11 protein-coding genes are annotated in these 12470 nt (G+C 66.7%); 8 read left to right on the top strand and 3 right to left on the bottom strand.

Translation table 11 applies throughout. The annotated features are described in order from the left end of the window. Window positions 1–7: 7 nt before the first annotated feature. The 6 genes from HLA95_RS20215 to HLA95_RS20190 all read left to right on the top strand — a co-directional run bounded on the left by HLA95_RS20215 (window position 8) and on the right by HLA95_RS20190 (window position 6455). Window positions 8–1102, top strand: a complete 1095-nt coding sequence (locus HLA95_RS20215) for an extracellular catalytic domain type 1 short-chain-length polyhydroxyalkanoate depolymerase (protein WP_222184330.1) — start codon at window positions 8–10, stop codon at window positions 1100–1102. A gap of 57 nt (window positions 1103–1159) precedes the next feature. Next, on the top strand, window positions 1160–2242 hold the full coding sequence (locus HLA95_RS20210) for an ABC transporter substrate-binding protein (protein WP_222184328.1): 1083 nt from the start codon (window positions 1160–1162) through the stop codon (window positions 2240–2242). A 243-nt stretch (window positions 2243–2485) separates the two neighbouring features. Beyond that, complete coding sequence (locus HLA95_RS20205) at window positions 2486–3544, top strand: ABC transporter substrate-binding protein (RefSeq protein ID WP_191058615.1); 1059 nt, start codon at window positions 2486–2488, stop codon at window positions 3542–3544. Window positions 3545–3635: 91 nt separating this feature from the next. After that, on the top strand, window positions 3636–4547 hold the full coding sequence (locus HLA95_RS20200) for an ABC transporter permease (protein ID WP_191058616.1): 912 nt from the start codon (window positions 3636–3638) through the stop codon (window positions 4545–4547). Continuing rightward, window positions 4540–5364, top strand: a complete 825-nt coding sequence (locus HLA95_RS20195; protein ID WP_191058617.1) for an ABC transporter permease — start codon at window positions 4540–4542, stop codon at window positions 5362–5364. The genes HLA95_RS20200 and HLA95_RS20195 overlap by 8 nt, the downstream gene beginning before the upstream one ends. Before the next feature lie 2 nt (window positions 5365–5366). Next, a complete protein-coding gene (locus HLA95_RS20190) occupies window positions 5367–6455 on the top strand; it encodes an ABC transporter ATP-binding protein (RefSeq protein WP_191058618.1) in 1089 nt (362 codons plus the stop codon). Between the two features lie 79 nt (window positions 6456–6534). Here HLA95_RS20190 and HLA95_RS20185 read toward each other — a convergent pair whose 3' ends face one another. The 3 genes from HLA95_RS20185 to HLA95_RS20175 form a co-directional block, all read right to left on the bottom strand. Beyond that, window positions 6535–7992 (bottom strand): hypothetical protein, encoded by a 1458-nt coding sequence (locus HLA95_RS20185; RefSeq protein WP_191058619.1) that lies wholly within the window; start codon window positions 7990–7992, stop codon window positions 6535–6537. 280 nt (window positions 7993–8272) lie between these two features. Next, window positions 8273–9625, bottom strand: coding sequence for a hypothetical protein (locus HLA95_RS20180; protein ID WP_191058620.1), 1353 nt, complete (start codon window positions 9623–9625; stop codon window positions 8273–8275). Window positions 9626–10047: 422 nt separating this feature from the next. Beyond that, window positions 10048–10818, bottom strand: coding sequence for an SDR family NAD(P)-dependent oxidoreductase (locus HLA95_RS20175; protein WP_191058621.1), 771 nt, complete (start codon window positions 10816–10818; stop codon window positions 10048–10050). Between the two features lie 118 nt (window positions 10819–10936). Here HLA95_RS20175 and HLA95_RS20170 point away from each other — a divergent pair, with 118 nt between their 5' ends. Beyond that, a complete protein-coding gene (locus HLA95_RS20170) occupies window positions 10937–11566 on the top strand; it encodes a DNA-3-methyladenine glycosylase I (protein WP_191058622.1) in 630 nt (209 codons plus the stop codon). A gap of 38 nt (window positions 11567–11604) precedes the next feature. Then, window positions 11605–12402: an exodeoxyribonuclease III gene (locus tag HLA95_RS20165; RefSeq protein ID WP_306422355.1), complete on the top strand. Its 798-nt coding sequence runs from the start codon at window positions 11605–11607 to the stop codon at window positions 12400–12402. Window positions 12403–12470: the final 68 nt, after the last annotated feature.

Here is a 12470-nt window from a genome sequence, read left to right as displayed (position 1 = left end):
CCACCGGATGAGCAATCCCTTTGCCGACCGCATGGCCCAAGCCATGCGCCTGATCCGCGCCGGCCAACCGGCCGAGGCGACCGCCTGCCTGCGCGCATCCGGCGGCGAGCTGCCTGGCCTGCCGGAAGGTGGCCGGGTCATGCCGGACCTGGCGGGACTGGACCTGGGCAAGCTCAGTGCCAAGCTGCGCCAGGGGCTTGGCGGCGCCCGCCCCCGGCCGGCCGAGCCGGAGCCGCTGCCGGATGGCGCTGCCTTCCTCCGGCGGCGCTTCCAGGGCCCGCATGGCAGCCGCGACTATCGGCTCTACGTGCCGTCCTGCTGTGCCGCCACCCCGCTGCCGCTCGTGGTGATGCTGCATGGCTGCACCCAGGATGCCAGCGACTTCGCCGCCGGCACGCGGATGAACCTGCAGGCAGAGCGCCACGGCCTGCTGGTGGCCTATCCCGAGCAGCCGTCCACGGCCAACCCGTCCTGCTGCTGGAACTGGTTCGAGCCTGGCCACCAGCAGAAGGAGCGGGGCGAGCCGGCCATCATCGCCGGCATCGTGGCGGAGGTGATGCGCAGCCACCCGGTCGACCCCGCCCGGATCTTCGTCGCCGGCCTGTCGGCGGGCGGTGCCGCGGCGCTGGCTGCGGGCCTGCTCCATCCCGAGCTGTTCGCCGCCGTGGGCGTCCATTCCGGCCTGCCGTTCGGTGCCGCGCAGGACATGCCGTCGGCCTTTGCCGCCATGCGGGAGGGCCGGGCGGCGGGCCGGCGGCCGAGGGGCGTCCGGCCGGTGCCGACCATCCTGTTCCACGGCACCCAGGACGGCACGGTCCATCCGCGCAACGCCCAGGCGGTGCTCGACCAGTTGCGCCTGCTGAGTCCAGCCGAGCCGGCCGAGGTCGAGCAGGGTCGGGTCCCGGGCGGGCACGACTATGCGCGCACCCTCTACCGCGACCCTACCGGCCAGGTGATGCACGAGCACTGGGCGATCCGCGGCGCCGGCCATGTCTGGTCCGGCGGCAGCGAGGCGGGGTCCTATACCGATCCCCTGGGCCCGGACGCTTCGGCCGAGTTCGTCCGCTTCTTCCTGAACCGGCCGGCCGCGTTCTCGCGTTGACACGATGTCGCGGCGCGTCGACGTTTTCCGGACAGCCTGCGTGGGGGGAGAAGTTCGATGACCGGACGCGCCAGACCGTTCCCGATGCCGTTCCTGTCGCGCCGACATCTGCTCGGCAGCACGCTCAGCCTGGCCGCGGTGGCGCCACTCGGCCGGCTGGCGCAGGCCCAGGAAGAGGCGCAGGTCAACGTCTACAACTGGGACACCTATATCGGCTCGGAGACCGTGGTCGAGTTCACCGAGGCCACCGGCATCAAGGTGCGCTACGACCTGTTCGCCAGCGCGGACGAGCTGTTCGGCAAGATGCGCGAGGGCAATCCCGGCTATGACGTGATCTTCCCGTCGAACAACATCGTCGAGCGGATGGCCGTGGCCGGGATGCTGATCGAGGTCGACCAGGCCAAGATCCCGAACCTCAAGTTCATCAGCACTGCCTTCGCGAACGCGCCCTACAATCCCGGCCTGAAATGGGGTGCCCCCTATTTCTGGGGCACGCAGGGGATCGGCTACCGCAAGAGCCTGTTCGAGACGGCACCCGTGTCCTGGAAGGACATGACCGAGAACGAGGCGGTCGCGGGCCGCTTCTCGCTCCTGTCGGATGCCGACACGCTGCGGATGGCGCTCAAGATCATCGGCGTCTCGCTGGACAGCCGGGACCCGGGCGAGATCGCGGCCGCGGCCGACTACCTCATCAAGATCAAGCCCGGCATCAAGAGCTTCACGCCCGACACCGGCCAGGACCTGCTCCTGTCCGGCGAGGTCGATGCCTGCCTGGAGTGGTCCGGCGACATCCTGCAGGTCGCCGCGGAGGACGAGGACCTGGCCTATGTCATCCCGGTCGAGGGCAGCATGCTCTGGACCGACAACATGGTCATCCCGAAGGGCGCGCCGCACCCGGGCAACGCCCATGCCTTCATCAATTTCATCCTCACGCCGGAAGTCCACGCCGCGATCGCCGCCGAGGTCGGCTATGGCTGCCCGAACCAGGCAGCGCTGGACCTGATCCCGGAAGCCGACCGCACCAATCCCGCGATCTACCCTCCGGAAGAGACCCTCGCCCGCTGCGAGTACGCCACCTACAAGGGCGAGCAGGTGGAAAAGCTCTACGAGGACGCGCTGACCCGGGTGCTCGCGGCCTGACCCAGTGGTGCGAATTCGACGGAAGATTCCTTCCGTCGAATGTCTTGCGCACCACTGTCTCCCGGACTTTGGTGGCCCGACCCGAACGGATGGGAAGCATCCCTTCGGGTCGGGCCACTGGCGTGGCGGCCGCGGCTCCCTGGCCGCCACGGTTTGACCTGTCATCGGCTCGTCGCCATCCTGCGCTCTGCCTGAGGATGTCGCTGCCGGACGAGGCAGCCGTTTTCGATTCGGAGGTTTCCCATGATTCCTGTGCGCCGCCGTGGCCTTCTGGGAGGCGGGCTCGCCGTGGCCGGCCTGCTGCCGCTGTCGCGCTTCGCCCGCGCGCAGGAAGACCAGGTGAACATCTACAACTGGGACACCTATATCGGCAGCGACACGCTGGCCGAGTTCACCGACGCCACCGGCATTTCCGTCCGGTACGACCTTTATGCCTCCTCCGACGAGCTGTTCGGCAAGCTGCGCGAGGGCAATCCCGGCTACGACGTGATCTTCCCGTCCAACAACTATGTGGAGCGGATGGTCGCGGGCGACATGCTGATGCCGCTCGATCACGCGCTGGTGCCGAACCTGAAGAACATCGCACCCGCCTTCGCCAATCCCAGCTACGACCCCGGGCTGAAATATGGCGCCCCCTACACCTACAGCCTGCTGGTGATCGGCTACCGCAAGTCGGCCGTGGCGGAGCCGCCCACCTCCTGGTCGGCGGTGTTCGGCCCGGATGCGCCGGTGGGGCGCGTGTCGCTGCCGAACGAGACCGATCTCGTGCGGGTCGCCCTGAAGTCGCTGGGCAAGTCGCTGAACTCGGAGGACCCGGCCGATCTCAAGGCCGCGGAAGAGCTGCTGCTCGAGGTGAAGCGGCGCCGCGTGGTCAAGATGTTCGCCCCGGATACCGGGCAGGACCTGCTCCTGTCCGGCGAGGTCGACCTCGCGGTCGACTGGATGGGCGACCTGCGCCAGGTCATGGCCGAGGACGACGACCTGGACTTCGTGGTGCCGAGCGAGGGCACCGTGCTGGGCATCGACTGCATGTGCATCCCCAAGGGTGCGCCGCACCCGACGGCCGCCCATGCCTTCATCGACTTCGTGCTGCGCCCGGAGGTCCATGCCGCGATCGCCGAAGAGATCCAGTACGCGATCCCGAACCAGCCGGCGGTCGAGCTCCTGCCGGCCGAGATCCGCGACGACCCGCAGGTCTATCCGCCGGCGGAGGTCATGGCGAAGTCGGAAGTGCCGGCCTATCGCGGCGAGGCCGCGGAGAAGCTGTTCGAGGACGTCCTGACCCGGGTGCTGGCGGCTTGACGCCGCCAAAGGGCTCTTCTTCAACTCGGGCCAGGACCTGACAGGGACGAACCGGCCGGCCTTCCCGCCGGCCCGCTAGCGAGGACGGCGCTTGGAGAACTGGCGGCGGCAGCCCTGGGTGTTCGCGACCTTCATCGGCCCCGGCACGCTATGGCTGTTCCTGTTCTTCCTCCTCCCGCTCGGCTGGATCTGGCTGTTCGCGGTAGGCGAGCGGGAGGGCCCGGTCGACATCGTGGTGACCTGGACGCTCGAGAACTACCGGGAGGCGCTGCAGCCGGTCTACCTGCAGCTCTTCCTCAAGACCTTCCTGATCGCCTTGGTCTCGACCGCCATCTGCCTGGTGGTCGCCTTCCCGGTGGCGCTGGCGATCTGCTTTGCCCCAGATCGCTACAAGAACGTCCTGCTCCTGCTCGTCATCCTGCCGTTCTGGACCAACATGCTGATCCGCACCTATGCGATGATCGCGATGCTGCGCCAGAACGGCTTCGTCAATGACGGGATCGGCCTGCTCTGGACGGCGCTGAAATATCTGCTGACGCCCGTCGGCCTGGACGGGCTGATGGGCGAGCGCTTTGCGCCTTTGCCGCTCCTCTACAACAACACCGCCGTGGTGCTGGGCATCGTCTATGTCTACCTGCCCTTCATGGTGCTGCCGCTCTACGCCAACCTGGAAAAGCTCGACCGCTCGCTGATCGAGGCGTCGCTCGACCTGGGCGCCAGCCAGGTGCGGACCTTCTTCGAGATCATCGTCCGGCTGGCCAAGCCCGGGATCGTGTCCGGCATCATCCTGGTGTTCATCCCGGCACTCGGCACCTTCCTGATCTCCGACCTCTTGGGCGGGCCGGACAGCCAGCTCATCGGCAACGTGGTCGAGCGGCAGTTCCGCGCCGCCAACAACCTGCCGCTGGGCTCCGCTTTGTCGTTCCTGCTGCTCTACCTGACCTTCATCGCACTGGCCCTGCGCGCCTGGTTCGCGGCACGGGCGGAGAAGGCCGATGCGTAACCCGATCGGGCCCCTGGAGTTCACCCGGCGCGGCTGGGTACGGCTGTGGCTGCTCGCCGTGTTCGTGTTCCTCTACGCGCCGATCGTCATCCTGGTCGCCTTCTCCTTCAACCAGTCGCGCCGCAACATCGTCTGGACCGGGTTCACCACCGACTGGTACGGCCGGGCGCTGAACAACGCGTCGCTGATCGAGGCCTTCACCAACTCGATCATGATCGCCCTGATCTCGACGGTGCTGTCGGTGATCCTGGGCGGACTCCTGGCGCTGGGCCTCTACCGCTTCCGCTTCCCGGGCAAGCCGGTGCTGGACGGGGTCGCCGCCCTGCCGATCGTGATCCCCGAGATCTGCCTAGGGGTGGCGCTGCTGGTGTTCTACGCCCGGGCCGGCTGGCCGACGGGCCTGCCCTGGCCGCTCAACCTGAGCCAGGTGATCATCGGCCATGTCGTGTTCAGCTTCCCGTTCGTGGCGGTGGTGGTGCGCGCCCGCATGGAGGGCTTCGACCGCTCGCTGGAGGAGGCGTCCAAGGACCTGGGCGCCTCGGAGTGGCAGACCTTCTGGAACGTCACCCTGCCCTACATGAAGACCGGGCTGATCGCCGGCGCGCTGCTGGCGATGACCCTGTCGCTGGACGACTTCGTGATCACCTTCTTCACCAGCGGCCCCGAGACGATCACCTTCCCGGTCAAGATCTACTCGATGGTCCGCCAGAGCGTGACCCCTGAGGTGAACGCCGCCTCGACCATCCTGATCCTGTTCACCGTCCTTTTGACGGTGATCGCGCTGAAGTTCCAAAAGCCTTCGGAGGGCGTCGGCTGACCATGAGCAACGGCGTCCCGATCGTCCGGTTCGAGAACATCGAGAAGAGCTTCGGCTCCTTCAAGGCGGTGGACGGCGTCACGCTGGACGTGCCGAACAACTCCTTCTTCGCGCTGCTGGGCCCCTCGGGCTGCGGCAAGACCACGCTGTTGCGCATGCTGGCCGGCTTCGAGCACCCGACTTCGGGCCGGATCCTGATCGACGGCGAGGACATGGCCGGGATCCCGCCGAACAAGCGCCCGGTCAACATGGTGTTCCAGTCCTATGCCGTGTTCCCGCACATGACCGTGCGCGAGAATGTCGGCTACGGCCTGAAGGTCTCGGGCGTGCCCAAGAGCGAGATCGCGCCCAGGGTCGAGGAAGCCATCCAGATGGTGCGGCTCGACGGCTTCGCCGACCGCAAGCCGGACAAGCTGTCGGGCGGCCAGCGCCAGCGCGTGGCGCTCGCCCGCGCACTGGTGAAGAAGCCGAAGCTCCTGCTCCTGGACGAGCCCCTGTCGGCGCTCGACAAGAAGCTGCGCGAGGACATGCAGCTCGAGCTGGTCCGCCTGCAGCAGGAGGTCGGGATCAGCTTCGTGATCGTCACCCACGACCAGGACGAGGCCCTGTCGATGGCCGACCTGATCGCGGTGATGAACCGCGGCAAGGTCCTGCAGGTAGCACCGCCCTGGGACCTGTACGAGGAGCCGAACTGCCGGTTCGTCGCCGACTTCATCGGCGAGATGAACCTGTTCGAGGGGCGGATGCTGTCCGTGGATGGCGGTCACGCCCGCCTCGACCTCAAGGGGATCGGCCTGGTCGACGTGCCCTGGGACTATCCCGCCACCTCGGACGTGGCGCTGGCGGTCCGGCCCGAGAAGATGCGGCTCTACCGCGAGGAGCCGGAGCTCGGCTGGGTGCGGCTGCCGGGCAAGGTCGCGCAGGTCGCCTATTTCGGCGACAACAGCCAGGTGTTCGTGGAAACCAGCCAGGCCGGGCGGGTGGTGGTCCTGCGTCACAACCAGTCGCGCTCGCGCGACGAGCCGTACCGCACCGGCGCCGATTGCTGGGTGGCGTTCGAGCCGACCGACGGGATCGTGCTGAGCGACTGATCCCGGAGAGCATCCCGTCCCGAAACGACAAGGGGGGAGCCGAAGCTCCCCCCGCATCGAGCAGCGATCGAGCCGCGGGTCAGCCCGGCCGGCCGACCACGATCAGGCTCTGCCCCCAGGTCACGATCTCTTCGCGCTTGTCGTTGTCCACGTCGAACAGGATCGGGAAGGCCACCCAGCGGTCATAGACGTTGGAGGTCGACTTCTCCTTCACCTTGTTGCCCTTCAGGTTCCAGTACCAGCCCTTGGTCAGGATCGGCTTGCCGCTGCCGTTGAACACCTCGCCGAACATCGCAACCAGTTCGTCGGTGCGCTTGTCGCCGTCGAGCTGGGCGTTCTGCATCGGCAGGATCCGCCGGCTGATCGTGCGGACCACCTTGCCGTTCTTGTTGAGCACGTAGGTCTTGGGGTTCTTCTCGGTCCCACGCTGGGTCATGGTGATCGAGAGGTCCTTGGGCGCCGGATCGAGCTGGGCGATCGCCAGTTCCTGCGGATTCTTGACCGGAGCCTTCCAGAGCCGCTTGCAGTTGCTGGCGTTGAATGCCCCGCCACCCGTGTGACCGACCGCGACGGCGGTGAGCTGCGAGGACTTGGGGCTGAGCTTCGCGATCCGCACGGCGTCGACATGATCGCCGGACGGCCAGCCGCTCAGCGTGCAGCGGACCTTGCCCTTGAAGTCCATGGCATACTTGCCGACGAAGAAATACTCATGGTAGCCGTCGTTGTTGGCATCCACGCCTGCGGTCTGGTGGCCGGCATGGCAGGTGTCGCGATGCCAGAGCTTCTTCAAGTTGGTGTCGAAGGCGACGACCCGGGTCCAGTTGTCGACCCAGTTCTTCTTGCTGCACTTGCCGCTGCCGCCCGGCTGCTGATGCGCCACCAGGATGATCGGCTTCTTGTTGGACTGCTGGCGATAGATCGCGATCCGGCAATAGGCGGTGGGGCCGTTGCTCTGGCTGTCCAGGGTGACCCGGCGGATCTCCTTGCCGGTGGCACCTTCACGGGCGACCAGGACCTTGCTCGAGCCCTTCTGCCAGCAGTGGAGGATGTCCGGCTTCTTGTTGCCGTTCATGTTCATGATCGCGGCGGTGTCGCGATGGATGAAGGCCTCGGAACCCTGCCGGCGCGCCGAGCCGTTGGTCACCTGCCAGAGCTTCTTTCCGGCGGGATCATACACCCGCATGATGCGGTGGCCGTTCCAGTGGACGAAGCCGTACTTGCCGTCGTTGTTGCTGTCGATCGGCAGGAGGCTGGAATAGGCATTGTCGATGGCGTTGCCGTCCAGGTTGATCTTCCGGACGACCTTGACCTTCAGCGCGGTCTTGCCCTTGGCCGAGGAGCCGGCGCGGGACGTGGGCACGTATTCCATGCCGCGCGGCGCGTTGCGATGGAGCAGGACGCGGTCCTTGAGCTTGAGCCCCAGGTCCGCAGCCTGGGTCGTTTCCGGCAAGGCGGTGCCGGCCGTCAGCATTGCCAGCAGGCCCAGACCCATCATCGAGAACACGCGTGGCCGTCCGGCGGCTTGCTGAAGCTTCATGTCTGATTTCCTGATCACGTACCGGGTCTCAGGGAAAGAATGATCTTCCCGCTTTCGGGAAACTGACAATACAGGTGTCCTCGATGCCATCATATCTTGCCAGATTAACGAGTTTTCATTCCGGAGTTTTCGGAAAACGAGGAAGAATTTCTTCTACAGCGCCGCGTCAGCGCTGCAACCCCGCCAACTCAAGCGTCAGCGATGACGCAGGGCCAAGATTACCAGGAGGCAAGACGGAAAAGGCCGGTACCGCCCGCAAACGGCGGGCGGTGCGGTCGTGTCAGCGGATTTCGGCGGTGGCGATCAGGCTCTGGCCCCACACCACCATCTCGTCCCGGCCGTCCTTGTCCACGTCGACCAGGAGCGGGAAGGCAGCCCAGTGGTCGTAGACGTTGGAGCTCGGCACGGTCTTCACCTTGCTGCCCTTCAGGTTCCAGAACCAGTTCCTGGAGAGCAGTTGCTTGCCGGAGCCCGTGAATACTTCACCAAACATGGCGACGATCTCGTCGGTGCGGCCGTTGCCATCGAGTTCCGCGTTCTGCATCGGGATGATCCGCGCCCCGATCGTGCGCACGATCTTGCCGTCGGCATTGAGGACATAGGTCTTGGGGCTGGCCTCGGAGCCGCGCTGGGTGACGGTCACCGACAGCGGCTTGGGGGCCGGGTCGAGCTGGGCGATCGACAGTTCCTGCGGGTTCTTGATGGTCTTGGAGAAGCCCCACAGCCACTTGCAGTTGCTGGCGTCGAAGGCGCCGCCGCCGGTCATGCCCACCGCCACTGCATGGACCCGGGATGACTCGGGATCCAGCCTGGCGACCCGGATGGCGTCGACATGGTCACCGGACGACCAGCCCTTCAGGCTGCAGCGCACCTTGCCATTGAAGTCCAGCGCGTACTTGCCGACGAAGAAATACTCCTGGTATCCGTCATTGTTGGCGTCCACGCCGGCGGTCTGGTGGCCGGCATGGCAGATGTCGGTGGTCCAGAGCTGCTTCAGATTGGTGTCGTAGGCGATGACCCGGGTCCAGTTGTCGACCCAGTTCTTGCCGTCGCACTTCGCCGTACCGCCCGGCTGCTGTGCTGCCACCAGCACGATCGGCTTCTTGTCGGACTGCTTGCGGTAGACGGAAATCTTGCACCAGGCGGACTCGCCGTTGCTCTGCCCCGCGAGGCTGGCGCGGCGGATCTCCTTGCCGTTGGCACCATTGCGGGCCACCAGCAGCTTGGTGGAGCCGGACTGCCAGCAGTGGAGCACGTCGTCCTTGCCGTCACCATTCAGGTCCAGGATGGCGGCGCCGTCACGGTGGATGAAGGATACGTTGGTCAGGCGCCGCCCGGAGCTGTTGGTGACCTGCCACAGCTTGTTGCCGGCCTGGCCGTAGAGCCGCATGATCCGGTGACCGTTCCAGTGCAGGAACTCGGTCGTGCCGTTCCCATTGTAGTCCAGCGGCAGAACGCTCGAATAGACGTTCAGCAGCGGATCGCCGTCCAGCTCGATCTTGAGCTCGACTTTGGCCGACAGCGATGACTTGGCGGCGGTCGAGGCGCCGGCACGCGAGGTCGCGACATACTCCATGCCGCGGGATGGCACGCGGTGCAGATTGATCCGGTCGCCGAGCTTGTCTGCCGCCACAGCCTGCTCCGCCGGCATGGCAGTCGCCGCAGTCAGCCCAAAGAGCAGGACGGCCGCACTCCACCGAGCGCTGCTGAAGTAGGTCATTTCTTGTTGTCCGACTTGTGCAAGACTACCCGCGGACCGACCGCCCGCCAGCCGGAAATGGCACGTTTGTAAGATTAATCTACGTATTTTCCGGAAATGAAGCATAATTCATCGTGCTGCGGCGCACGATCAGGCTGGACACGGGCCGGCCGAACCCTTGCGCCGGCACCTGCTTACCGACGTGTCTTTGGGTTCATTCCCATGAACAGGTTACGGGGATGTAATGGCTGGAACGACCGGAGATCGCTTCGCCCCGCAGGTGCGCGGGCGGCATGGGCGGCTGCCCCGGGATCGGGTGCGGCCGCCCTGTTGGAAGCATCAGGAGCCGGGCTGGATCAGGCGGCCAGGTAGCCGCCGTCCACGACGATCGTCTCGCCCGTGATCATGTTCGATGCGTCGGAAGCCAGGAACAGGATGGCATCCGCGACCTCGATCGGCTCGAGGAACCGCCCCATCGGGATCTTCGCCTTCTGCGGGTCGCCCTTCTCCGGCGGCCCCCAGACCTTGCGCCCCATCGGCGTCAGCGTGACGGTCGGGCAGACCGCGTTGACCTGGATGTTGTGCTTGGCCCACTCCAGCGTCAGGCACTGGCCCAATATGTTCACGCCGGCCTTGGACGCGCAGTAGGCGGCATGGTCGAGCACCGCGGCCTTGCCGGCGGTCGAGCTGACATTGATGATCTTGCCCCAGCGCTGCGCGATCATGGCCGGGGCCAGGGCCTGGGCGAACAGGAACGGGGCCCGCAGGTTGACCGCCATCACCTCGTCCCAGTCCTCGACACTGTGCTCCAGGGCCGGGAATACCCGTGCGATCCCGGCATTGTTCACCAGGATGTCGATCGTCCCCCATTCCTTCAGCGCCTGGGCACAGGCCCGACGCGGCCCCTCGACCGTGCCGAGGTCGGCCACGATCGTCAGGCAGCGCCGGCCGATCCGCTCCACCGCTTCCCTCGCCTCCTCCAGCCCGGCCTGGTCGCGGCCGACCGCCACGATGTCCGCACCGGCATCGGCCAGCACCGCACAGGTCGCCGCCCCGATCCCCTTGCTGGCGCCGGTCACCAGCGCCTTGCGCCCGGACAGGCTAAACCGTTTAACGAACTCGGACATTCCGCCTCCCTCTTGCTGCCGGCCATGGCAGCGCGCCGAACCTGCCGCCCCGAGGTTCGGGGTGCAACCGCTGGCCGCAACTGGTAGGTCTGGCGCGCCTTCGACAGCGGGATGAGGGATGACCACGGGCCTGCGCTTCGACGCGGATGGAACGGCCAGTTGCTGGTGGCATGGCGGCCATGACGACTACCGGCGCTACCACGACACCGAATGGGGCCGCCCGGTGGGCGACGACATCCGCCTGTTCGAGAAGCTCTGCCTGGAAGGGTTCCAGTCCGGCCTGTCCTGGCACACGATCCTGCGCAAGCGCGAGAACTTCCGCCGGGCCTTTCGCGGCTTCGACCCTGAGACCCTGTGCGGGTTCGGCGCGGCCGAGGTCCAGGCCCTGCTCCAGGATGCCGGGATCGTGCGCCACCGCGGCAAGATCGAATCGGTGCTGAACAATGCCCGGCGCTACCTGGAGCTGCGGGCAGAGGCCGGCTCCCTGGCCGCGTTCGTCTGGCGTTTCGAGCCGCCGCCGGAGGCCAGGCCCGCGAGCTTCGACCACGCCACGCTGAAGACCCTGGGCAAGACCGCGGAATCCACCGCCCTGTCCAAGGCGCTGCGCCAGCGCGGCTGGAGCTTCGTGGGGCCCACCACCGTCTATGCCTTCATGCAGTCCTGCGGCCTGGTCAACGACCATGTGGAAGGCTGTGCCTGCCGCCCGGCCTGCGAGGCCTTGCGCGCGGCCTTCGTCCGCCCGCGCTGAGCGAACCCTTCCTCCCTCATCCGACCCTGGAGCCGATCTTGCCCCTGCGGATCACCACGCTGAACGTCAACTCGATCCGGATCCGGCTGGAACTGATCCGCCAAGTCGTCGACATTCTCGACCCGGACGTCCTGTGCCTGCAGGAGATCAAGATCGAGACGGAGCGCTTTCCCACCGCGGACCTGGCCGCGCTCGGCTTCCGGCACCAGCATGTCTATGGCCAGAAGGCCTATCATGGCGTGGCGATCCTGGCGAAGCGCCCGTTCCACTCGGTGGGTACGAGGGCTTGGTGCGGCAGCGACCATGCCCGGCACTGCTTCGTCACCCTGGAGAACGGCCTGGAGATCCACGACTTCTACGTCCCGGCCGGCGGCGACATTCCCGACCCCGAGATCAACCCGAAATTCCGGCACAAGCTGGAGATGCTGGCGGAGATGACCCACTGGCTGGAGGGGATGGAGGCGCGCGACCAGCCCATGGTGCTGGTAGGCGACCTCAACATCGCACCGCTGGAGGAGGACGTCTGGAGCCACAAACAGCTCCTGAACGTCGTTTCCCACACGCCGGTGGAAGTCGAGGCCCTGCTCCGCCTGCAGCGGGCCTACGACTTCACCGATGCCCTGCGCGTGCTCACCCCGCCGCCTGCCAAGCTCTATTCCTGGTGGTCGTACCGCAACCGCGACTGGGCGCTGAGCGACCGCGGCCGGCGCCTGGACCATGTCTGGCTGTCGCCGGCGATCAAGGACCGGCTGGCCGGCGGCTCGATCCTGCGGGAGGCACGCGGTTGGCAGCAGCCGTCCGACCATGTCCCGGTGACGGTGGATCTGGATCTTTGACGGGAACCGCCACCGGGATCAGGCCGACCTAGCGGGATCGACGGCAGACGCGTGATCGACCCCCTGGC

This window comes from Geminicoccus harenae (assembly GCF_019800005.1).
Lineage (GTDB): Bacteria > Pseudomonadota > Alphaproteobacteria > Geminicoccales > Geminicoccaceae > Geminicoccus > Geminicoccus harenae.
This window is presented reverse-complemented; position numbering and strand designations above follow the sequence as displayed.